Source organism: Kineosporia rhizophila, from assembly GCF_021277265.1.
Taxonomy (GTDB): Bacteria; Actinomycetota; Actinomycetes; order Actinomycetales; family Kineosporiaceae; genus Kineosporia; species Kineosporia rhizophila.
In genome coordinates this window covers 39,680-60,261 of the sequence record NZ_JAJSOH010000003.1, presented here as the reverse complement: position 1 = coordinate 60,261, position 20,582 = coordinate 39,680, and the positions used below count along the sequence as shown (strand labels likewise).

Here is a 20,582-nt window from a genome sequence, read left to right as displayed (position 1 = left end):
GGCTCAGCCGGCAAGGTACGTCCTTCGCCATTCGCCGGCGCACCAGGTGAACTCGGTGCGCCGGCTGGCAGCGGCCGGGTTGCCCTCCCAGAACGTCAGGCGCTCGGGGCGTACCAGGTAGCCCGCCCAGGTCGGGGGCGGCTGGGAGAGGTCACCGCTGTGCGTGAACGCGTCCCAGCGGGCCTCCCGCTCCGACGCCGGCAGCTGGGCGAAGGCGTTGGTGTTCTGCCAGGCCAGCTGCTGCAGGTAGGGCGAGCGCCGCTGGTAGGCCTCGGCGCTCTCCGACGTCGGCACCACCGAGGCCACGCCCTGCACGCTGAGCTGGCGGGTGAACCCCGGCCAGAGGAAGAGCAGGGCCACGGCCGGGGTACTGCGCAGCTGCTGGGCCTTGCGGGAACGGCTGTCGGTGTTGAACCAGAAACCCTCGGGCGAGAACCGGGTCAACAGCACAGTACGGACGTCGGGGGTGCCTTCGTCGGTCACGGTGGCCAGTTGCAGCTGGGGACGTTCCGGCTCGTGATTGCCCGGCAGCCAGTCGCTCAGGAGTTCCCAGGCCTCCCCCGCGATGCTCATGCCTTGTGCCGGAAGGTGGAGATCTCGGTCAGGGCTCCCACGGCGCGGCGCACCGACTCGGCGAACAGCGTGGCGCCCGCTTCGGCGCTGGCACCGGTCGGGTCGCCGATCACTCCCGAGGGGCCGAAGTCGTCGCTGGTCCAGCCGAAACTCACCGGATAGCCGTTGAACCCGATGTATTCCAGCTCGGCCAGGTGCTCCGGCACGTTGCGGGCGGCCAGCGACAGATTGACCAGGTCGGGGCGTAGGTGCATCACCACCGAGGTCTCGGCGTGACCGGCGTGGATGCCGAAACCCAGCTCATCCGGGCCTCCTTCGGCCTGACCCAAGGAGGCGGGCATGCTGAAGGTGTCCAGGCCGAACCGGCGGCGCAGCTCGCGATTGGCCACGCCGAGCAGGGCGGTGTTGCCGCCGTGCCCGTTGACGAACACCACCCGTCGGGCCGGGGTGGTGGCGATCGAGCGGCCGAGGTCGACCAGGGTGGCCCAGAGCGTCTCGGCCGAGAGCCACATGGTGCCGGGCGCCCAGGCGTGCTCGTCCGACTTGGTGTAGGTGAGGGTGGGCAGCAGCCACAGGTCCAGCCCTTGGGAAAGCCCCTGCTGTACGGCCGCTTCGGCCACCTCGGAAGCGATCAGCGCGTCGGTGAGCAGCGGCAGGTGCGGCCCGTGGTGCTCGATCGCGCCGGTCGGGATCACGGCGATGGACGAGTCGGTGAGACTGTGCGCGACCGCCGGGCCGGAGAGTTCGGCCAGTTTGTACGTCATGCCTGCCGCCCGGTGAGCACCCCGGAAGGCTGTCGCAGCTTGCCCGGGTTGAGCAGGCCCAGCGGATCGGTGCTGCGGGCCAGTTCGGCGGTGCGCTCGGGCTGGTAGTCCACGTACCACTGGTGGCAGTTGTGGAACCCGACCCCCAGGGCGGTCAGCCGCTCGAACCCGGCGTAGACCTCCTCGGCGCTGGAGTAGATACCGGCCAGCATCCCGATCGGCCGGCCCTTCTGCGCCTCGATGTGCAGCATGCCGCCGAAGTAGACCTCCTCCACCTCGGCGATCCGGTCGACCAGCGCGTCTCCCGCCACCTCGACGTGGAAGTACTTGCCCGGAGCGGACTTCTGCAGCCACTCGATCGGGTGGTTGTAGGAGATCCGGCTGATCTTCAGCATCGCCTGGGTGCCCTCGCGCACGTCTTCCACCCGCCCGCCGGCACCGGTCACCAGGGCCGTGGCCGCCTCCAGCGAGGCCTCGTCGAGGATCGCCCGCAGGCTGGCCCGGCCCGGCGGGATCGCCGCGTCGGTGGGCAGCGCCCCGGCCAGCACCGCGGGATCGGCCGAGACCAGGCGTGGGGTGGGCTCCAGGTCGGCGAACGGCCGGATCACGCTGAGCGCCTGCTCGAACGTGTCGAAGCTGGCGAACAGGCCGCGCCAGGGCTGCAGCGGCTCCAGGGCGATCCGGGCCCGGGCGATGATGCCGGCCGTGCCGTAGTTGTGGATGTACGGCTCGGCCTGGGCGCCCTCCACGTGCACCAGCTTCGCGTCCGGCTCGGCGTGCACCACGTCCAGGGCCAGGGCGAAGTCCTGGTGCAGCATGCCGTGCCGGATCGAGCCGGTGCCGCCCGAGCCGCCGGACAGGAAACCGCCGATGCTGGAGTTGGCAGTGGAGGGATACATGAGCACCTGCTGCCCGGCCGCGTTGGCCGCGTGCTCGATCGCCGCCATCGGCACGCCCGCCTCGACCACCGCGTAGCCCTCGCCGATCTCGACGATGCTGCGGGCCCGGGTGGTGTCGAGCACCAGCCCGCCGCTCATCGGGATGGCCTGACCGTAGTTGCCGGTGCCCTTGCCGCGCGGGGTGATCGGCACCTGGTGACGGACCGCCGCGGCCACGGTCTGGGCGATCAGCTCGGCGCTGGTGGGCCAGGCCACCAGTTCGGCCCGGCCCAGCGGGAGCTGCTCGACGATGATCGGCGAGAGCCGGGCCCCGTCGGCCGAGGCCCGGTCCAGCGCCGCGTCCTGACTGCTCACCCCGTCCGGGCCGAGCAGGTCGAGCAGCTCCGCGGCCAGGGCCCGAACGCGTTCGCGCATCAGGACAGCCCGATGGTCTCGTCGAGGAACTCGTTGGTGAACAGGTCCTCCGGCTTCAGGCCGGCCTTGGGCGCGTTGTTGGCGGCGGTGTAGATCGGGGTGGTGATGTCGATGATGCTCTGCACCCGCTCGGCGTCGATGTCGCCGACGAAGTCGTTCTCACCGTTGCTGACGATGCCCTGCCCGAGCATGGTCTCGACCGAGTAGTCGGCCGCGCCCGCGCTGTACACCCAGCCGTTGTTGAACTGGGTGACCAGGTCCAGCACCAGCTCGTTGGTGGCGGCCGGGTCGGCGAAGTAGTCCACCTCGGCCTGCTGCAGCACCGGCACCAGCTTCTTCAGGCAGGGGCTGTACTTCTCCAGGTCGCCGCTGCGCACCGACAGGGGCGAGGAGTAGAACGGGTAGCCCGCGTCGTGCACCAGCTGGTACTTCACCTCCTTGCCCCAGGCCGGCACCTCGGTGGAGTACACGTACGGCTCGGCGCTGGCGAAGCCCTGCTGCGCGTCCTTGCCCTTGGCCGAGACGAACTTGGCCGGGGCGCCGTCGTAGGTGCCGTCGACCACGCTCTTGTCCAGCTTCCCGGAGCTGACCAGGTACTCCATGTAGGCGGCGCCGCCGAAGTAGCGGACCACGCCACCGCTGGACTTCAGCGACTGGCCGAGGCCGGCGATGTCGGTGACGTCCGGATAGGTCTCCGGGTCCCACATGATCATCTGCGGGCTCTTCTCCAGCGGGGCGAACACCGCCGTCACCGGGTTCTTGGCCGACAGCTGGACCGCCTCGTCGGTGTTGGCGTAGCCCAGCATGATGTCCTTGTCCTGGTACATCTGGCTGGTCACGGTCGAGAAGCCGATGGCCGGCCCGCCCGAACGGATCTCGACGTCCACCCCGGTGGCCTGCCCCTTGTACAGCAGCGGCCCGGAGACCGACTTCTGGGCGGCGTCGGCGGTGTAGTCCTTGCCCAGCAGCTGGTACAGGTGGCCGTGCTCGGCCTCGGGGTTCCAGTCGGTCTGGATGACGACGGTGGCCGGGCAGTCGGCCGAGAGGTCCACGTCGCCGATCGCGGCGCTCGCGCCGGAACCGGCACCGCTGTCTTCCTCGTCGGACGATCCGCAGGCGGCCAGACCGGCCACCGTGGCCAGGGCGAGTCCGGCGGCCAGAGCGCGGCGCACAGTACGGTGGGACATCAGATCTCCTAGGGGCAGCACGGTTTCGGGAACGTTCAGGAGGCTTCGGACCACTTGCCGGTGACCAGCCGGCCCAGCAGCCCGAACAGCAGGAAGACGAACACGCCGAGCAGTGAGGCGGTGATGATGGCGGCGAACGTGCCGGCCCCGTTGAGCCGGGAGTTGGAGACCTGGATCAGCACGCCCAGCCCGGGGGTGCCACGCTGGAAGAACTGGTCGCCCACGATCGCCCCGATCACGGCCAGCCCGGCCGCGGTGCGCAGGCCCACGAAAATGGCCGGGAGCGCGGCCGGGAGCTGGAGTTTCAGCAGGGTGGTGAGCCGCCCGGCGCCGTTGAGCCGGAACAGCTCGCGCTGGGCCCGGTCGACCGAGTGCAGGCCGAACAGGGTGTTGGAGACCAGCGGGAACAGCGCGATCATCACCGTGACGATGACCCGGGAGGCGAACTCGTAGCCGAAGATGGTGCCGATCAGCGGCACGATCGCCAGGATCGGGATGGTCTGCAGGATCACCGCGTAGGGGTAGAGCGAGTGCTCCAGCCAGCGGGCCTGCGACATCAGCACCGCCCAGGACATCCCGATCACCACCGCGATCAGCAGGCCGGTGGCGGTGACCACCAGGGTCTGGAACAGGTTGTCCAGCAGCGCCTTGCGGAACGCCGGGTCGGTGACCGCGGTGTCCAGCACCAGGTGCGGGTAGGGCACCACGAAGGCCAGTTCCTTGCCCTTGTCGTACCAGTAGGCCACGGCGTACCAGAACCCGATCACCAGGCCGAGCACGATGGTGGGCTGCCACCAGTTGAGTTTCATCGGTGTCCCTCCCGCAGGGCGTGCGAGATCTTGCCCACCAGGGTGGCGAACTCCCCGGTGAAACGGATGTCCGGGTCGCGGGGCATCGCGAACGGCACGTCGAACTCCTCGACGATCGTGCCCGGCCGGCCGGACATCACCAGGACCTTGGTGGAGAGGTAGACCGCCTCGGCCACCGAGTGGGTGATGAACAGCCCGGCAAAGCCCTGCTGCACGAAGAGTTTCAGCAGCTCGTCGTTCAGCCGCTCCCGGGTGATCTCGTCGAGGGCCCCGAACGGCTCGTCGAACAGGAACAGTTCCGGGTCGAGGGTGAGCGAGCGGGCCAGCGACGTGCGCATCCGCATACCGCCGGAGAGCTGGCGCGGCAGGTGCTTCTCGAAGCCGTTCAGGCCGACCAGCTCGATCGCCTTGGTGGCCCGCTCGGAGCGCTCGGCCTTGGGCACCCCGTGCAGCTCGGCCAGCAGCTCGACGTTGCGGCGCACGGACCGCCAGGCCAGCAGCGTGGCGTCCTGGAACACGTAGCCGATCCGGTCGGAGCTGACCGAGGCCTTTCCGGTGGAGGCCTTCTCCAGGCCCGAGGCGATGCGCAGCAGGGTGGACTTGCCGCAGCCGGACGGCCCCACCACCGAGACGAACTCGCCCCGGGCGACCTTCAGGTCCACGCCGGTGAGGGCGTTCGTGCCGTCGGGGAAGCGCATCGACACGTCTTCGAAATCGAGCAGGACGGCCGGGGTCTCGTCAGACATGGTCACCTCCTTCTCTACAGGGCGGTTTCGTGAACAACGGACGATCGCGCCACCAGGGCGCCTCGGTACAGGACGATCCGGTCGGCGGGGGCGGCCGCGACCACTTCTCCCAGGCTGTTGCCCCGCACCGCGAGGAAGTCGGCGACCGCACCGGGGAAGGCTCCGGCCGGCGGCAGGCCGAGCACCTCGCGGGCCCCGGCCGACACGGCGTGGTAGGCCTCGGTCAGGGTCAGGTGGCCGGCCGTGACCAACAGGGAGGCGGTTTCGAGGGCGTCGCCGCGGCCCACCGGGTTGAACGGGTCCCGCAGGTTGTCCGCTCCCCCAGCAATTTTGACCCCGGCGTCGAGGAAGGCCCGCAGCGCGGTCAACCCCCGCGGGGTGGAGACCGGATGCTGCCAGCCCTGCAGGTAGAGGTTGGTGATGGGCAGCGAGATGATGCCCAGATCAGCCGCTTTGACCGCCTCGACAGTCTGAGCCAGCTCGGCCGGCTCGAGGGTGCCCTGGCGCACGCAGTGCCCGGCCGAGCGGATCCGGTCGGCCGGCCAGTCCTGCACGGCCTTGGCGTAGTAGGTGAGAGTGGGTTCGCCGTCCAGGCCCTCGTCGGTGTGGATGTCGGTGCCCACGCCGCGGGACTCGGCGATGGCCAGCAGACGGGTGAGGTCGCGCAGCGGATCGGGGGCCAGGTGCGGCGCGCCGCCCACCAGGTCCACGCCCAGATCCAGGGCTGCGTGCACGATCTCGTCGGGCGTGTCCGGCGCGGCCAGCGCAGTGATCTGCAGGTCCATCCGTCCCTGCAGCCGTTCACGCAGCCCGGCCAGCGCCTGCACACCGCGCAGCGGCTGCGGCCCGACCAGCAGGTCGACGTGGGTGCGCACGGCCGTGGTGCCGTTGCGCAGCATCAACTGGGCTGCGGCGAAAGCCCGTTCGGCGATGCTCTCGGTGGTCATGGTGTGGCTGTGGGCCCGCCACGAATCGATCGCCAGTCGCAGATCACCCATCGGCGGGGCGATCTGGTCCCAGGAGAGGGCCTTGTCCAGATGGGCGTGCGGTTCGGCCGGGGCGGTGAGCAGGACCCAGCCCTTCAGGTCGAGCTCACCTTCGATCGCCGCCCGGCCCTCGGCCTCGACCACCTCACTCACCCGACCGCCACGCAGACCCACGTCCACTGTTCGCCCTTCTGGCAGGGTGGCGTTGAGCAGGCGGGTGAGGGGCTGAGGCAGGGCCGGCACGGTTCTCCTTCCGGCCGCTGGACGACCTTCGGTACTTGCGTAGGATGCTCGCGAAATGTTCCTGTCAGGAACATCGGCGAATCTAGGCATCCCGCGTTTCGGCCATGTCACGGGCGGGGACGCTGCGGTAAAGAGTTGCGACCACGAAGGAGTCAGCCGTCAGCGTGCAGCCCCTCGGAACCCGGATCCGGCAGATCCGCCGCGCGCGCGGCCTCACCCTGGCCGAGCTGGCCGCGTCGGCGGGCCTCACCCACGGCTTCCTGAGCAAGGTCGAGCGGGGACTGACCAACCCGAGCATCTCGTCCTTGGCTGAGATCGCCCTGGCCCTGGGCACGAGCCAGGTCGAGCTGCTGGCTGCCGGACCGGTCGAGGGGCCGGTCGATGGCCATCCTCACACCCCGGCCGTGCAGGTGCAGCGGGCCCACGAGGGAACCACCGGCCCCTACGGCCTGGGCCGGGCCCGGCTGCTCACCAGCGGCGACCGCCGGATGCAACCGATGATGTTCGAGGGCGACAACACCGACCCGGGCGAGTACTACCAGCACGCGGAGGACGAGTTCGTGCACGTCACCCTGGGCCGGGTGCTGATCGACCTGGGGGCCGAGGGCCGGGTCACGCTGGAGGCCGGGGACTCGCTGTACCTGAGTGCCGGAGTACCGCACCGCTGGTCCGGGGCCGGCGCCTATCGGCTGTTCATCGTCAAGGAAGGCACCCGGCCGGTGTGAGCTCGAGGCAGCTCTGAGGTCAGCGCTGACGTCCCCGGCTCAGCACCCGGTCCAGACCGGCCACCAGATCGGGTTCGTCAACCCCGGTCAGCAGGTAGTCCCGCACCACCACGCGCCCGCCGACCACCACGTGCCGGGGCCGCCGCCCGGGCGAGGCCCACAGCAACCCGGCGACCGGATCGGCCACCCCCGCATCGGCCACCCCACTCACGTCCCACACGCACAGGTCCGCGGCTGCGCCCACCCGCAGGTGACCGAGTTCCGGACGGCCCAGACCCGCCGCCGACCCGGCCGTCGCCATCCCCAGCACCGTGCGCGCCGGCAAGGCAGGCCCGGCCAACGCCGAAACCTGCATCGCCAGGCGGGCATCGGCCAGCAGATGCCCGGCGTCGTTGCTGCCGCCCCCGCTCGTGCCCAGCCCGACCTCGATGCCCGCCTCCAGCAGGGCCGCCACCGGGGCCACGCCCCAGCCCATCGGCACGTCGCAGCCGGGCGCATGGGTGGCGGTGATCCCGGCCGCGGCCAGCCGCTTGATCTCGTCGTCGGTCACGTCGCACAGGTGCGCCACCGTGACGTCCGGCTCCAGCCAGCCCCACTCCTGCAGCAGATCGAGCGGACGCCGTCCGTAGCGTTCCAGCGCCACCTCCACATCGACCTGCTCGTTGGCCTGGGTGCGCCGCCTCAGCCCGAACCGGGCCGCCACCTCGCCCAGCAGCTCGAAGGTCTCGCGGGAGTCGCTGTGCACCCCGGCCGGGCCCACGGACAGCTGGAGCATTCCGTCCGAGCCGGTGGGCAGGCTCTCCACGATCCTGGTCGCCGAGGCCGCGGCCTCCTGCGGGTCGTCCCGGGCGCTGCCCCGCACGAACACCAGCCGGGCGCCCACCTGCTGCGCGGCCTGCACCACGGCCCGCGCGATGCCCACGTCGTCGCAGCCGCTCGGCCAGGTCAGATGGTGGTCGGCGACCGTGGTGACGCCGTTCAGCAGCGACTCCGCCAGCCCCACCGACGCCGCCGCCCCGGCCAGCTCCGGATCCACCCCGGCCCGGGTGTACGCGGCGCCCATCACGCCCAGCCAGTCACGCATCGGCACGCCCCGCGAGCCCGGCAGCGTGCGGAAGGCGCTCTGCAACAAATGGTGATGCGCGTTCACCAGACCGGGCGTGACCACGCTGCCCGCGGCGTCCAAAATCTCTCCCTCACCCACCGCCTCGGCGACGATGCGACCGTCGGCGACCACCACGTCCTTCGTTGTGGTGGTGTGCTGGTCGATCAGAACGCTGCGGGCGCCGGTGATGGTGAGCATCCGCCCGGTCTACCAGGCGCGTATTTCACGGATGTTCCTTCAGCTCGGCCACCTCGCGCACCCCCTGCTTGGCCTGCTGCACCAGGCGGTACACCTGGGAGCGCAGCTCGGTGAAGCGGGGCTCGGAGCGGGTGCTGAGCTGGTCGCGCTCGGCCGGGAGGTCGATGGTCACGTCCTGCAGCAGCTGGGTGGGCCGGTTGGACAGCACCAGTACCCGCTCGCCCAGATAGACCGCCTCGTCGATGTCGTGCGTGACGAACAGGGTGGTCACGCCGAGGCGCCGCCACAGGTCCCGCACCAGATCCTCCAGCTCGCCCCGGGTCTGGGCGTCGACCGCGGCGAACGGCTCGTCCATCACCAGAACGCTGGGCTGGTAGGCCACCGCGCGGGCGATCGCAACGCGCTGCTGCATACCGCCCGAGAGTTGCCAGGGGTGCGCGTCGTGGCTCTCGAGCAGACCGACCGCGAACAGGGCGTCGTCCACCGCGGCCCGCCGCTGCGGCTTCTTCATCCCCTTCTCGATCAGCGGCCGTTCCACGTTCTGCCGCACCGTCATCCAGGGGAACAGGCTGCGCCCGTACTCCTGGAACACCACCGCCATACCCGGCGGCGGGCCGGTGACCTTCTGCCCGTTCAGCAGCACCTCGCCGGACGTCGGGGCCAGCAGGCCAGCGATACACCGCAGCAGCGTGGTCTTTCCGGCTCCCGACGGCCCGACCACGCAGACCAGCCGCCCGGTGCCGACGCTGAAGGTGAGCTCCCGGATCGCCTCCACCCGGCGCTTGTGCCCTTCGTAAGTCTTGGCCAGAGCGCGTACCTCGAGCGCGGCCGCGTTCATCAGGGCAGCAGCTTCGTCAGATCGGGCTCGGCGTCGAGCAGTTCGTCCTGCAGCGCCAGCTGGCTGAGCAGTTCCACGGAGGCGGTGTCGATCTGCTCCGGCCAGCTCGGCAGGGTGACCGCCTCCTGCACGGCCGGCTCGATCTCGGTGTAGGTGGAGAGCACCTCCCGGGCCTCCTCCGGATTGTCGTTGGCGTACTTCAGCGACTCCTGCATGGCCGAGGTGAACTTCTGCACCACTTCGGCGTTCTCACCTGCGTACTGCTGGGAGGTGAAGTAGAGGCCGACGTTCAGGTTCGGGTCGGTCTGGGCGAAGTTGGAGGCGATCTCCCGCATGCCCTGCTGCTTGGCGATGGTCAGGAACGGCTCCACCACCTGCCCGGCATCCACGTCACCACCGGCCACCGCGGCCGGGATCTCGGGGAAGGGCAGCTCGGTGTAGGAGATCTGCGAGGGGTCGCCGCCGGCGTCGCGCACCACCTTGTTCGTGGTGGTGGTGTTGATGTTCTTCAGCGTGTTCACCGCGACCCGCTTGCCGGCCAGGTCGGCGGCGGTCTGGATCGGGCTGTCTTGCGGCACCACGATGCCGCCGAAGTCCTTACCCTTCTCACCGGTCGAGTTCACACCGTTGGTAACAACTTTCAGGGGCAGATTCTGCGAGGCCGCGATCAGCAGCGAGGTGGTGTTGCTGAACCCGAACTGGTACTGGCCGCTGACCACGCCGGGCACGATCGCGGCCCCGCCCTGGGCCGTCTCCATCTTCAGTTCCAGGCCCTGCTTCTCGAAGAAGCCCTGCTCGATGCCCAGGTAGATCGGCGCCACGTCGAGGATCGGGATGACCCCCACGCTGACCGAGACCGGTCCCCCGTCCTGCGCCTGCCCCTCGGCCTCGTCGTCCGATCCTCCGCACCCGGTCAGGGTCAACGCCCCGGCCAGGGCCGACGCCAGCAGAAGGGTTTTCGGGCGGCCGAGCAGACTGGACAGAACACGCATCGCCGGTTCCTCCTCGAGTGGGCGGCGACGGGGCCAAGGTCCGTCGCCGGAGAACCACTGAAGACGGTCGCCGATGATCACGTCAACGATCTGGGCGACCGCTGAACGCACAAAGCGGACTTTTTACCAATCGCTCGACCTACCGGGTGTGCAGGTACTTCTCGATGGTGTCCAGGTCGGTGGGCCGCAGGCAGCGCTTGCTGTTCGGGACGATGAGCAGCGCACCGGCGGCCTCGAGTTCCTCACGCACCGGGCCGTCGGCCGGGATGACCTCGTCGTCGGTCCAGATCACGGCCCGCCCATCGGCAGCTGCCTTCCGGGCCGCCTCGATCTTCAGGGCGCTGACCTGCTCCCGGGTGGTGTCCACGCCGTGCGGCAGAGTGAAGGCCACCCCTGCGAGTTCGGGCGGAAAGCCCAGTTCCTTGTTCACCTGGGCAATGTCGTCCACCCAGGTGGTGGACCAGCGCAGCTCCACCGCGCCGGAGGTGACCAGGCCCCGGATCCGGCTGACCAGGGCTGGGCTGTAGCGCACGAGGTAGGCGCGGTCGGCCGCCTGCAGCCACTTCGAGTGCGGGGCGGCGCTCCACCCGGCGCGGCTGCCGTTGATCACGCCGTCGAAGTCCAGCAACCACAGGGGTACCGGGGCGGATGTGTCCATACCGCCATAGTGTCGCGACGGTGCCGGTTTGCGGGCAAAAGAAAAGGCGGGTTCCTCCGCCACTAACTACGTTATAGCGCAGTGGGGGGCTTGCGGCAAGGCCCTGTTCGCGGCGCAGAATCTTCGACCGTGAAAGCCTTCGATCTGCCCGCCGACCTGCACACCAAGGCCCGTCCCGATCTGATCGGGGCGGACGAGAAACACTTCGCGGCGATCGCGAGCACCCTCGAGCAGTCGATCGCCGAACTGTCCGAGCGCCTGGAAGCCGAGCGCAGAGCGCCGGCCGGGAAGGGGCAGCGGGCCTTCGACCGCGACCAGGAGGTGCACCGGCTCACCAGCCGGCTGCGCACGTTGCGACGGTTCGGGCTGGACCTGTGCCTGGGCCGGATGGTGACCGAAAGCCCAGAGGGGCAGGAGCCCATGTACGTGGGGCGGCTGGGGCTGACCGACCGGAACGGGCACCGCCTGCTGCACGACTGGCGCTCGCCGGTGGCCGAACCGTTCTTCGGGGCCACGCACGGCAACCCGATGGGGCTGGCGAGTCGCCGGCGTTACCGGTGGACGCGCGGACGGATCACCGACTACTGGGACGAGGTGTTCGACCCGGAGGCGTTCGAGGGCAACGCGGCACTGGACGACCAGTCGGCGTTCATCGCCAGCCTGGGCAGCACCCGTTCCCCGCGGATGCGCGACGTGCTGGGCACGATCCAGGCCGATCAGGACGCGATCATCCGGGCCGGGTCGCGCGGGGCGCTGGTGGTGGACGGCGGGCCGGGCACGGGTAAGACGGTGGTGGCGCTGCACCGCACGGCCTACCTGCTGTATTCGGATCCCAGGCTGGGGCATCGCCGGGGCGGGGTGCTGTTCGTCGGGCCGCACCAGCCCTACCTGGACTATGTGGGCGACGTTCTGCCCAGTCTGGGTGAGGACGGGGTGCGCACGTGCACGTTGCGCGATCTGGTGCCGGAGGGGGCGACGGCGAAGCCGGAGCGGGATCCGGAGGTGGGGCGGCTGAAGTCGACGGCCAAGGTGGTGGAGGTGATCGACGCCGCGGTGCGGTTCTACGTCACCCCGCCGAGTAAGGGCCTGTCGGTGAGCTCGCCGTGGGTCGAGGATCTGTGGCTCAGTGCCGAGGACTGGGCGGCGGCGTTGGGGTCGATCTCTCCGGGCACGCCGCACAACGAGGCGCCCGACCTGATCCTCGACGAACTGGTCACACTGGTGGCCGATCAGCACGACCAGCAGGAGGACGGCACCGAGGTCTCGGCCCCGGCGCTGCGGCGCTGGCTGCAGCGCAACCAGGAACTGATGACGACGCTGAACCGGGCCTGGCCCACGCTGGAGCCCACCGAGCTGGTCGCCGACCTCTGGACGGTGCCGGCCTACCTGCGCCGTTGCGCCCCCTGGCTGAGCACCGAGCAGGTCCGGCTGCTGCAGCGTAAGGACGGGCAGGCCTGGACCGAGGAGGACCTGCCCTTCCTGGACGCGGCCCGCCAGCGCCTGGGCGACCCGCAGACCGCGAGCCGGCGGCGGCGCACCGAGGCGGCGGCCGAGGCGCAGCGCCAGGAACGCGCCGGCGTGGTCTTCGAGATCCTGGACGCGCTGGACGACGCCGACGACACGATGATCATCCTCAAGGGCAGCGACCTGCAGGAGGCCCTGGTCGACGACGCGGCGCTGCCGGCCGCCCGGCCGGACGACATCGCCGATCTCGCCGGGCCGTTCGCCCACATCGTGGTGGACGAGGCCCAGGAGCTCACCGACGCCCAGTGGCAGATGCTGCTGCTGCGCAACCCTTCCCGCAGCTTCACCATCGTCGGCGACCGGGCCCAGGCCCGGCACGGCTTCACCGAGCCGTGGGCCGAGCGGCTGGCCCGGGTCGGGCTGGACCGGGTCGCGATCGCCTCGCTGAGCATCAACTACCGCACCCCGGAAGAGGTGATGGCCCAGGCCGAGCCGGTGATCCGGGCCGCTCTGCCGGACGCGAACGTGCCCACCTCGATCCGCAGCAGCGGGCTGCCGGTGGTCTTCGGCGACGCCGGCGACCTGCCCGACGTGGTGGAGCAGTGGCTGGCCGAGCACCACGAGGGCACGGCCTGCGTGATCGGCGATCCCCGGTTCCGGCCGGGGCCGCGGGTGCGCTCACTCACCCCCACGCTGGCCAAGGGCCTGGAGTTCGACCTGGTGGTGCTGGTCGACCCGGACCGGTTCGGCGAGGGCATCGAGGGAGCGGTCGACCGCTACGTCTCGATGACCCGGGCCACCCGGCAGCTGGTGATCCTCAGCTGAAGGTCAGCTGGCCGAGAGAGTCTCGCTGCGGGCCGGGAGCTTTCCGGTGATGGTGGCCACCGAGGCGGCCCGCACGGCGATCCGGACCGCCTCGGGCAGCGGCGTCTTCTCGGCCAGCAGCAGGGCCAGCACCCCACGGAAGCAGTCGCCGGCCTCCTCGGCCGGGCCGGGCGGGACCACCACGTTGACCCGCAGCCGCTCGGCCAGATCACCGGCCTGCTGGTAGATCTCGGCGTCGAAGGGGTTGGCCACGTCGAGCGCGGCCACGGTCAGGGCGTCGGGCACCATGACGTGGACGAACGGGGCCAGGGCCTCGATGTGCTGGGCCGCGGGCGGCTGCCCGGCCGCCGGCGTGGGGTCGAGGATCACCTTGCCGCGCGTGTAATACATTGCCGCCCGAGCTGTTTCCGGTGGAATGTCCATCCCCACCAGGAGCACGTCGGCTCCGGCCACGTCGTCCCCGCACACGTCGTCGGGCCGCAGCGCGTCTTCCGGGCCGGAGGCGAGCCGGAGGTGACCGACCTCGACCGGCAACCCGCGCAGTTCCTCCAGCACCGACGTCTTCTGTCGGACCGACTCGACGCAACCGAGCAGGGTCACCCCGGGTCCGCCCAGGAAGGTCGCCGCGGCGGCCGCCTGGCCGGCTCGCTGACCGATCACCACTACGTGGTTGCTCCGGCTGTGGCTCGGGTTCACGTTCTCCAGGGTAGTGAGATCCGTGCTGAGCGCCGGGTGGGGTCGCTCGTCCGGCGCAGCCGCCGGTGCGAAAGACTCGTACTGCTCATGTCCGCCACCGTTGCAGGGAGTGCCATGAAACGCCGCCGCGTCATTCTCGACACCGACGCCAAGAACGAGGCCGACGACCAGTTCGCGATCGTCCACGCCCTGCTCTCCCCCTCGCTGGACGTGCGAGGGCTGATCCCGGCCCATTTCGGCGAGCACCGCAGCACGCGCAGCATGGAGGAGTCGCGGGAGGAGATCGACCGCCTGCTGCATCTCGTGGATCTGGACACCCCGGTGGCGAACGGGGCCGCCCACGCGCTGACCGACGAGCACACGCCCCAGGACAGCCCCGGCGCCCGGCTGATCATCGAGGAGAGCCTGCTCGCATCCGAGGAGGATCCGCTCTACGTGGGCTTTCTCGGCCCGCTGACCGACATGGCCTCGGCGATCCTTCTGGACCCGGCGATCACCCAGCGGCCGGTGGTGGTGCTGTGGATCGGCGGGCCCGGGTACGACGGGGTGGACGCGTGCCCCGGCCGGGAGTTCAACCTGGGCAACGACATAGCTGCGGCCAACGTGGTCTTCGACTCGGGGATCACGGTGTGGCAGATCCCCCGGAACGTCTTCGCCCAGGTCTCGGTGGGTTACGCCGAACTGGAGGAGAAGATCCGGGGCACCAGCCCGCTCGCCGACTACCTGATCGACCAGCTCGTGGAGTGGAACACCGCCCACCATCCGGCCCCGATCGAGTCACGCACCTTGGGCGATTCACCCGTTGTAGCACTGATGCTGTTCCCGGGAGGGGGCAGTTTCCGCGAGCGCCCCGCACCCCGGTTCGACCCGTCGGGCTCCTACGTGGCCGGGGCCGGTCATCCGGTCCGGGTGGCCGAGTCGATCGATGTGCGGTTCCTGCTGGAGGACATGTTCGCCAAGATCCGCCGGTTCGGGCGAGAAAGCGTCTAGCCTCGGGCGTTCTGCACGAAGGCCGCGATCTTCGCGTGGTCCTTCACCCCGCGCGAGGACTCGACGCCGCTGGAGACGTCCACCCCGCCGGGCCGTAGATGCCGGATCTGGGCCCGCACGTTCTCGACGGTGAGCCCGCCGGCCAGGATCCACGGCTCGGCGGGCCGGGTGGTGAACTCCTCGGCGTCGATCAGTTGCCCCTGGCCGGGTTCCGGCGCGTCGAGCATCAGACGGGCACTGATCGAGGACGTCGGTGAGCTGCTCGCGTACTCGGTGAGGGAGAGGGCGCGGATCACCGAGAACCCCTCGCTGACGGCCCGTTGCAGGTCTTCGTCGCTCTCGCCGCCGTGGAACTGCACGGTGGCCACGCCGCTGTGGTGCGCCACCTTCAGCACCTGCTCGACGGGGAGCCGGCGCACCACCAGGACGGTCTCGACGGCCTGGTCGTCCAGCCCCTCGAGGACGGCCCGGATCCCGGCCGCCTCGATGTGCCGGGGGCTGGCCGGGTGGTGCACGAAGCCGATCGCGTCGGCGCCGGCCTGCACCGCCACCCGCGCCGTGTCCAGGTCACGGATGCCACAGATCTTCACGAACACCTGCCGGATCCTAGTCCCCCGGCTTGATCCCGGGGCGGGAGCGGCCGATGAACCGGTGTGCAGAACGAGCGCAGCCGGTCCTGGGCCTGGTGGGCCTCCCGCTGGTTGCGGACCTGGCTGGTGCCCGGGCTGGACGAGGACGCCCAGCGCACGCGCAAGGGCCGCCTGGCCGGTGCGCTCTACCTGGCCGCGGACGTCTACGCCGCCTGTGTCACCGCTCAGACCTGGGAGAACGAGCAGGCCCGGCTGCCGCAGCTGCTGATCGTGGCCGGGGTCGCCGTCCTCGGCCTGACTCTGCTCCTGCTGCCCTGGCACCGGTTCCGCGACTCGGTGCTGATCTGGCCGGTGCTGCCCAGCGCGTTCCTGCTCAACTTCGGCGAGGGGCTGCCCGGCGTGCTCGGGCACTACCAGCCGGTCTACATGCTGAGCCTGGGCTACGCCGGGCTGGTGCTGCGGCCGGGGCGCACCACCGCGCTGACCGCGCTGAACGTGGCCCTGCTGGGGGTGGTGGCCGGGCTGGGCCGGCAGCAGGAGCACCTGGTCGAACTGGTGGGCACGATCCTGTTCGCCGGGGTGATCGGGGAGATGATCGCGGCGGCCATCTGGACACAGAAGCGCCAGCGCAGCGATCTGGAACAGCTGCACGCCGGGCTGCGCCCGTTGCTGCAGGCGCAGACCGAGTCGGACGCGGCCCGGCTGATCAGCGAGCTGGCGATGCACGTGCTGCGGGCCGACGGGGTGTTCACGATGGTCTCGGAGCGGCCGATCCCGGGCTTCGGGGCGGGTGACTCCGGGCCGCCGGCCGACGACCTGGTCGCCCGGGGCGGCGCGGGCATCGGGGCCGACTTCTCGGGAGTGCGGCTGTCGGTCGGCACCGACCCTTCGGGCGCTGCCGTCGCCGCGCGCACCCGGCGCCACTTGTACGTGGCCGACGCCCTGAGCAGTCCGCTGGTCTCGCGTCAGTACGTGGCCCGGGTGTCGGCGCGTTCGCTGCTGTACGTCCCCATCCTGGTCGGCGACCGGCTGGTCGGGGTGATGGTGATCTGGTGGACCCGGCCGGTGTCCGACCTCGACCACTTCACCGACCAGGTGATCGAGCTGCTCTCGATCCAGGCCGGGCCGGTGCTGGAACGGGTCCGGCAGGTGGAGGAGCTGGACCGGGCAGCGATGACCGACTCGCTCACCGGGGTGGGCAACCGGCGGGCGTTCGAGCAGGCCCTGCAGTGCCTGGCCGACGACGCCGTGCTGGTGCTGTTCGACCTGGACAAGTTCAAGGCGCTCAACGACAGTCAGGGTCACCCGGCCGGGGACCGGGTGCTGCGCGCCTTCGCCGCCGCCCTGGCCGGATCGGTGCGCGACACCGACCTGGTCTGCCGCTTCGGCGGGGACGAGTTCGCGGTGATCGCCCGGGGCGACGGCGCGGTGGCCCGGGCGGTCCTGGAGCGGCTCGCATCCGCCTGGTCCGCGCCCGAGGGAGTGGGCTTCAGCGCCGGGTATGCCGTGCGTCAGGTCGGCGAGGCCCCGGCCCTGCTCAACGCCCGCGCCGACGAGGCTCTCTACGCGGAGAAGAACCTGCGGCGCGGGCGTTCACCTGCGGGGTAGGACCGCTGGATCAGTGGACGACGGCGAGCGGGCTCTGTGAGCGCGAGATCAGCCCGTCGCCGACCGAGCTGTCGAGCACGCCTGCGGCCAGGGCACGCCCTCGGCTGCCGACCACGATCAGTCCGCAGCCACGTGAGGCGGCCGCCAGGGCCGGTACTGCCTCGCCCTCGGCCACCTCGTGGCGCACCTCGAGCCCGGGGTGGCGGCGCAGCACCCAGGCGGCCGCCTGCGCCCCGAGGGTCTGCGGGTCGGCCGCCAGGGGAGCCTGCGCCACGACCACCACCAGGGGCACCTGCCACTGGGCGGCGCGTTCGGCCGCGAACGAGAGCGCGCGCTCGGCGCAGGCCGAGCCGTCGTAGCCCACGGAGACCGGCAGGCCGCTGGCCGGGCCGGGCTCGTCCGGGCCGACCACCACGACCGGGCAGCCGGCCCGGGCCACCACCTCGGAGACGACCGTGGCCTGGGGCGAGCCGGCGGCCGGGGCGCCCAGCACGATCATCTCGGCCCGGCCCGAGGCCTCGGCCAGCGAGCGGCCGGTACCGGTCAGGGTGACCGGCACTTCCGGGGCGAGGCGCCGTACCCGGGCCAGCGCGTCGGCCCAGCCGCGTTCGTCGGTCTGCATCACGAGGAGTTCCGAGCCCCGGCGGGCGGCGTCTGCGGCCGCCCAGTCGAGGGCTGCCGCTGCTGCGGGCGTCCCGTCGTGCCCCACCACGGTCTTACGTTCGGAGTACGTCATGGTCAGCTCCCTCCGTGCCACCTGTTTCATTGTGCTTCGGAACTTCTCGCCGGGTCAGGGGCGAAGGTCACACTTCGCCCGGACAAGCCCTAGGCTCGGGCCCGTGCCGAACATCCGCCCGTACCGGCCCGAAGACCTGCCCGCCGTCCAGGACATCTGCGTGCGCACCGGCGACGCGGGGGGCGACGCCCGGGGGCAGTACAGCAGCGACGAGTTGATGGGCGACTGTTTCGCGGCGCCCTACGTCACGCTGGAACCGCAGTTCGCGTTCGTCCTGGAAGACGCCGGGCAGCCGGTGGGCTACGTGCTGGGCACGGCCGACACCCCGGCGTTCGTGCGGAGCTATGCCACCTCCTGGGTGCCTCACCTGCGTCGGCGTTACCCCGAACCGTACGCGGAGACCGACCGCTGGCTGCTGGAACTGGGCCTGAATCCGCAGCGGATGCTCGAGCCCGGCCTGGAGAACCACCCCGCGCACCTGCACATCGACCTTCTGCCGCAGGTTCAGGGGCAGGGCTTCGGACGGCAGCTGATCCACCGGTTCCTGGGCGCTGTGCGCGAGGCCGGAGCGTCGGCGGTGCACCTGGGCATGGCTCCTACCAACACCAGCGCCCGGCTCTTCTACGAGCGGCTGGGCTTCCAGGAGCTCCCGGTCGGCGGTCCCACCGTGACCTACCTGGGCCGCTCCACCACGGGGTGAGGGCGCGGGTCGCCGCTCGGTAGCGTGGCGGTCCGACCGTGGCCGCATTTCCCACCCCCGAGGTGACCCGTGTTCAACAGCTTCGCCCTGACTCTGCCCGGTGACGTGCGTTTCGGCGCCGGACGCGCAGCCGAGGCCGCCGATCTGGCCGGTGAGGCCGCGGGCGACCAGGGGGTGCTACTGGTCACCGGTGCCTCCGACCGCCACGCCGCGCCCCTGCGGGAGCGTCTGGAGCAGGCCGGCCGCAGCACGGTCACTGTGCGGGCCGGGGGTGAGCCGTCGGTCGAGTCGGTGCAGGCCGCCGTGGCCCAGGCCCGCAGCGGCGGGGTCGGGGCGGTGCTCGGCGTGGGCGGCGGCTCGGCCCTGGACACCGCCAAGGCCGTGGCCGCGCTCGTGCACAACGGCGACCCGCTGGAGCACCTGGAGGTGGTGGGCCAGGGCCGTCCGCTGTCCGGCCCGGTGCTGCCGTGGGTGGCCGTCCCGACCACGGCCGGCACAGGTTCCGAGGTCACCCGCAACGCCGTGCTCACCGCCGGGCGGGTCAAGGTCAGCCTGCGCTCCCCGGCGATGCTGGCCCGCGCCGCGGTGGTGGATCCCGATCTCCTGCAAGGCCTTCCGCGCACCCCCCTGGTGCACGGCGGTCTGGACGCCCTGGTGCAGCTGGTCGAACCGCTGATCTCGTGCCGGGCCAACCCGGTCACCGACGCGCTGGCCCGGCAGGGGCTGGCGGCCTCGCTGCGGGCCCTGCCGCGAGCGGCGCACGAGGGCACCGACGATCCGGCCGTGCGCGCCGACCTGGCCCTGGCCTCGCTGCTGGGTGGCGTGGCGCTGGCGAATGCGGGGCTCGGCGCGGTGCACGGCCTGGCCGGGGTGGCGGGCGGCATGCTCGGTGCTCCGCACGGCGCTCTGTGCGCGGCCTTCCTCCCGGCGGTTCTGGAGGCTGACCTGGCCGCCCTGCGCCGCGCTCCCGATCCGGCCGTGCAGGCCCGTTTCGCCGCGCTCGGGCCGCTGGTCACCGGCTCGGAGGAGGCGGGGGCCGAGCCGGCGGTGGCCGCGCTGGGCGAACTGGTCCAGGCTCTGGGCGTGCCGGGTCTGGCCGAACTGGGGCTGCGCGAGGACGACGTGGACGAACTGGTGGACGGCGCACTGGCCGCTTCTTCAACGAAAGCGAATCCTCTTCCACTCACCCGCGAAGAAATGACCGCTGCGGTCCGAGCGTCGCTCTGAACAGCCTTTTCGGACTAGGGGTTTTCACTTATCCCGAAACTCACAGCACGCCCGTGACCCGGCATTTTCTGCGAGGTTCAAGAAAAGTGCTTCTTACCTTCGGGTAGACCGAGTACCGTCCTCCTCACGCATCATTCACTGGGGGAATTGAATGTCTGCCGAGATAGGGCGCAGATACCGGGTCGTCGCGGGGATCGACCTGACACCGTCCAACGTCCTGGTCGCCCGTAAGGCCGCCGACGAGGCCCGGGCCCGTCACCTTCCGCTGGTCCTGGTCCACGCGCTGCGGATGCCACCCCGGCCGGCCGGTGCGCCGCGGGCGGCCGCACCCTCACCCGAGGTCCTGATCAGCACGGCGCACTGGCTGGAGTCGATCGCCGAACCGCTGCGGGCCGCGACCAGCCCGCTGCCGGTCAGCACCCGGGTGATCGCCGGGCGGGCCGACGACGTGCTGATCGCCGAGTCGCTCACCGCCAGCCTGCTCGTGGTGGGTGAGGACCGCTGCGGCATCGTGGCCGCCGAGGTGGCCCACCGGGCCTGCTCGCCGCTGGTGATCGTGCGGCCCGAGCAGGAGCCCCTGTTCGCCTTCACCGGCCGCTTCAAGTAAGT

General features: G+C 71.0%; 21 protein-coding genes. 7 read left to right on the top strand and 14 right to left on the bottom strand.

What is annotated here, in order from left to right; translation table 11 throughout:
• Positions 1 to 3: 3 nt before the first annotated feature.
• Genes LWF15_RS06915 through LWF15_RS06885 form a run of 7 tightly spaced genes read right to left on the bottom strand, consistent with a single transcriptional unit; the run spans position 4 to position 6,621 of the window.
• On the bottom strand, positions 4 to 573 hold the full coding sequence (locus tag LWF15_RS06915) for a pyridoxamine 5'-phosphate oxidase family protein (RefSeq protein ID WP_232809543.1): 570 nt from the start codon (positions 571 to 573) through the stop codon (positions 4 to 6).
• Complete coding sequence (locus LWF15_RS06910) at positions 570 to 1,337, bottom strand: creatininase family protein (protein ID WP_232809542.1); 768 nt, start codon at positions 1,335 to 1,337, stop codon at positions 570 to 572. The genes LWF15_RS06915 and LWF15_RS06910 overlap by 4 nt, the downstream gene beginning before the upstream one ends.
• Positions 1,334 to 2,650: an FAD-binding oxidoreductase gene (locus LWF15_RS06905; RefSeq protein ID WP_232809541.1), complete on the bottom strand. Its 1,317-nt coding sequence runs from the start codon at positions 2,648 to 2,650 to the stop codon at positions 1,334 to 1,336. Before LWF15_RS06905 ends, LWF15_RS06910 begins: the two co-directional genes overlap by 4 nt.
• The gene (locus tag LWF15_RS06900) at positions 2,650 to 3,837 is read right to left on the bottom strand and encodes a substrate-binding domain-containing protein (RefSeq protein WP_232809540.1); all 1,188 of its coding nucleotides are present in this window, start codon (positions 3,835 to 3,837) and stop codon (positions 2,650 to 2,652) included. The genes LWF15_RS06905 and LWF15_RS06900 overlap by 1 nt, the downstream gene beginning before the upstream one ends.
• A 35-nt stretch (positions 3,838 to 3,872) precedes the next feature.
• Positions 3,873 to 4,646: an ABC transporter permease gene (locus LWF15_RS06895; RefSeq protein ID WP_232809539.1), complete on the bottom strand. Its 774-nt coding sequence runs from the start codon at positions 4,644 to 4,646 to the stop codon at positions 3,873 to 3,875.
• Entirely contained in the window at positions 4,643 to 5,392 is a 750-nt protein-coding gene (locus LWF15_RS06890; RefSeq protein WP_232809538.1) for an ABC transporter ATP-binding protein, read from the bottom strand. Before LWF15_RS06890 ends, LWF15_RS06895 begins: the two co-directional genes overlap by 4 nt.
• Before the next feature lie 14 nt (positions 5,393 to 5,406).
• Positions 5,407 to 6,621, bottom strand: a complete 1,215-nt coding sequence (locus LWF15_RS06885; RefSeq protein ID WP_232809537.1) for an amidohydrolase family protein — start codon at positions 6,619 to 6,621, stop codon at positions 5,407 to 5,409.
• Positions 6,622 to 6,785: 164 nt separating this feature from the next.
• Here LWF15_RS06885 and LWF15_RS37355 point away from each other — a divergent pair, with 164 nt between their 5' ends.
• A complete protein-coding gene (locus LWF15_RS37355) occupies positions 6,786 to 7,346 on the top strand; it encodes a helix-turn-helix domain-containing protein (protein ID WP_232809536.1) in 561 nt (186 codons plus the stop codon).
• A gap of 19 nt (positions 7,347 to 7,365) precedes the next feature.
• Here LWF15_RS37355 and LWF15_RS06875 read toward each other — a convergent pair whose 3' ends face one another.
• From LWF15_RS06875 to LWF15_RS06860, 4 genes are all read right to left on the bottom strand, one after another.
• Positions 7,366 to 8,649 carry an amidohydrolase family protein gene (locus LWF15_RS06875; protein ID WP_232809535.1) on the bottom strand — a complete coding sequence of 428 codons (1,284 nt, stop codon included), beginning with the start codon at positions 8,647 to 8,649 and terminating at the stop codon, positions 7,366 to 7,368.
• 25 nt (positions 8,650 to 8,674) lie between these two features.
• Positions 8,675 to 9,487, bottom strand: coding sequence for an ABC transporter ATP-binding protein (locus tag LWF15_RS06870; protein WP_232809534.1), 813 nt, complete (start codon positions 9,485 to 9,487; stop codon positions 8,675 to 8,677).
• Positions 9,487 to 10,479 (bottom strand): ABC transporter substrate-binding protein, encoded by a 993-nt coding sequence (locus LWF15_RS06865; RefSeq protein WP_232809533.1) that lies wholly within the window; start codon positions 10,477 to 10,479, stop codon positions 9,487 to 9,489. Before LWF15_RS06865 ends, LWF15_RS06870 begins: the two co-directional genes overlap by 1 nt.
• A 139-nt stretch (positions 10,480 to 10,618) precedes the next feature.
• Positions 10,619 to 11,137 carry an HAD domain-containing protein gene (locus LWF15_RS06860; RefSeq protein WP_232809532.1) on the bottom strand — a complete coding sequence of 173 codons (519 nt, stop codon included), beginning with the start codon at positions 11,135 to 11,137 and terminating at the stop codon, positions 10,619 to 10,621.
• A 129-nt stretch (positions 11,138 to 11,266) separates the two neighbouring features.
• Between LWF15_RS06860 and helR the strand changes: the two genes are divergently transcribed.
• On the top strand, positions 11,267 to 13,426 hold the full coding sequence (gene helR, locus LWF15_RS06855) for an RNA polymerase recycling motor ATPase HelR (RefSeq protein WP_232809531.1): 2,160 nt from the start codon (positions 11,267 to 11,269) through the stop codon (positions 13,424 to 13,426).
• A 3-nt stretch (positions 13,427 to 13,429) separates the two neighbouring features.
• Here helR and LWF15_RS06850 read toward each other — a convergent pair whose 3' ends face one another.
• Entirely contained in the window at positions 13,430 to 14,122 is a 693-nt protein-coding gene (locus LWF15_RS06850) for a carbohydrate kinase family protein (RefSeq protein ID WP_232809530.1), read from the bottom strand.
• A 114-nt stretch (positions 14,123 to 14,236) separates the two neighbouring features.
• Between LWF15_RS06850 and LWF15_RS06845 the strand changes: the two genes are divergently transcribed.
• Positions 14,237 to 15,112 carry a nucleoside hydrolase gene (locus tag LWF15_RS06845; protein ID WP_232809529.1) on the top strand — a complete coding sequence of 292 codons (876 nt, stop codon included), beginning with the start codon at positions 14,237 to 14,239 and terminating at the stop codon, positions 15,110 to 15,112.
• On the opposite strand, the gene LWF15_RS06840 is transcribed toward LWF15_RS06845, so the two are convergent.
• Positions 15,109 to 15,708, bottom strand: coding sequence for a phosphoribosylanthranilate isomerase (locus LWF15_RS06840; RefSeq protein ID WP_232809528.1), 600 nt, complete (start codon positions 15,706 to 15,708; stop codon positions 15,109 to 15,111). The two genes, LWF15_RS06845 and LWF15_RS06840, sit on opposite strands and share 4 nt — an antisense overlap.
• A 57-nt stretch (positions 15,709 to 15,765) precedes the next feature.
• Here LWF15_RS06840 and LWF15_RS37350 point away from each other — a divergent pair, with 57 nt between their 5' ends.
• Positions 15,766 to 17,310 carry a sensor domain-containing diguanylate cyclase gene (locus LWF15_RS37350; protein WP_232809527.1) on the top strand — a complete coding sequence of 515 codons (1,545 nt, stop codon included), beginning with the start codon at positions 15,766 to 15,768 and terminating at the stop codon, positions 17,308 to 17,310.
• Between the two features lie 10 nt (positions 17,311 to 17,320).
• On the opposite strand, the gene LWF15_RS06830 is transcribed toward LWF15_RS37350, so the two are convergent.
• Positions 17,321 to 18,046 (bottom strand): universal stress protein, encoded by a 726-nt coding sequence (locus LWF15_RS06830; protein ID WP_232809526.1) that lies wholly within the window; start codon positions 18,044 to 18,046, stop codon positions 17,321 to 17,323.
• 103 nt (positions 18,047 to 18,149) lie between these two features.
• On the opposite strand from LWF15_RS06830, the gene LWF15_RS06825 reads away from it, so the two are divergent.
• From LWF15_RS06825 to LWF15_RS06815, 3 genes are all read left to right on the top strand, one after another.
• The gene (locus LWF15_RS06825; RefSeq protein ID WP_232809525.1) at positions 18,150 to 18,746 is read left to right on the top strand and encodes a GNAT family N-acetyltransferase; all 597 of its coding nucleotides are present in this window, start codon (positions 18,150 to 18,152) and stop codon (positions 18,744 to 18,746) included.
• Positions 18,747 to 18,815: 69 nt separating this feature from the next.
• The gene (locus LWF15_RS06820; protein WP_232809524.1) at positions 18,816 to 19,973 is read left to right on the top strand and encodes an iron-containing alcohol dehydrogenase; all 1,158 of its coding nucleotides are present in this window, start codon (positions 18,816 to 18,818) and stop codon (positions 19,971 to 19,973) included.
• Between the two features lie 151 nt (positions 19,974 to 20,124).
• Positions 20,125 to 20,580, top strand: coding sequence for a universal stress protein (locus LWF15_RS06815; protein ID WP_232809523.1), 456 nt, complete (start codon positions 20,125 to 20,127; stop codon positions 20,578 to 20,580).
• Positions 20,581 to 20,582 lie beyond the last annotated feature (2 nt).

What these genes read in the sequence shown, in the direction of transcription:
- LWF15_RS06915 (WP_232809543.1), bottom strand. Translation starts at nt 573, where the DNA reads ATGAGCATCGCGGGGGAGGCCTGGGAACTCCTGAGCGACTGGCTGCCG.
- LWF15_RS06910 (WP_232809542.1), bottom strand. Translation starts at nt 1,337, where the DNA reads ATGACGTACAAACTGGCCGAACTCTCCGGCCCGGCGGTCGCGCACAGT.
- LWF15_RS06905 (WP_232809541.1), bottom strand. Translation starts at nt 2,650, where the DNA reads ATGCGCGAACGCGTTCGGGCCCTGGCCGCGGAGCTGCTCGACCTGCTC.
- LWF15_RS06900 (WP_232809540.1), bottom strand. Translation starts at nt 3,837, where the DNA reads ATGTCCCACCGTACTGTGCGCCGCGCTCTGGCCGCCGGACTCGCCCTG.
- LWF15_RS06895 (WP_232809539.1), bottom strand. Translation starts at nt 4,646, where the DNA reads ATGAAACTCAACTGGTGGCAGCCCACCATCGTGCTCGGCCTGGTGATC.
- LWF15_RS06890 (WP_232809538.1), bottom strand. Translation starts at nt 5,392, where the DNA reads ATGTCTGACGAGACCCCGGCCGTCCTGCTCGATTTCGAAGACGTGTCG.
- LWF15_RS06875 (WP_232809535.1), bottom strand. Translation starts at nt 8,649, where the DNA reads ATGCTCACCATCACCGGCGCCCGCAGCGTTCTGATCGACCAGCACACC.
- LWF15_RS06870 (WP_232809534.1), bottom strand. Translation starts at nt 9,487, where the DNA reads ATGAACGCGGCCGCGCTCGAGGTACGCGCTCTGGCCAAGACTTACGAA.
- LWF15_RS06865 (WP_232809533.1), bottom strand. Translation starts at nt 10,479, where the DNA reads ATGCGTGTTCTGTCCAGTCTGCTCGGCCGCCCGAAAACCCTTCTGCTG.
- LWF15_RS06860 (WP_232809532.1), bottom strand. Translation starts at nt 11,137, where the DNA reads ATGGACACATCCGCCCCGGTACCCCTGTGGTTGCTGGACTTCGACGGC.
- LWF15_RS06845 (WP_232809529.1), top strand. Translation starts at nt 14,237, where the DNA reads ATGAAACGCCGCCGCGTCATTCTCGACACCGACGCCAAGAACGAGGCC.
- LWF15_RS06830 (WP_232809526.1), bottom strand. Translation starts at nt 18,046, where the DNA reads ATGACGTACTCCGAACGTAAGACCGTGGTGGGGCACGACGGGACGCCC.
- LWF15_RS06815 (WP_232809523.1), top strand. Translation starts at nt 20,125, where the DNA reads ATGTCTGCCGAGATAGGGCGCAGATACCGGGTCGTCGCGGGGATCGAC.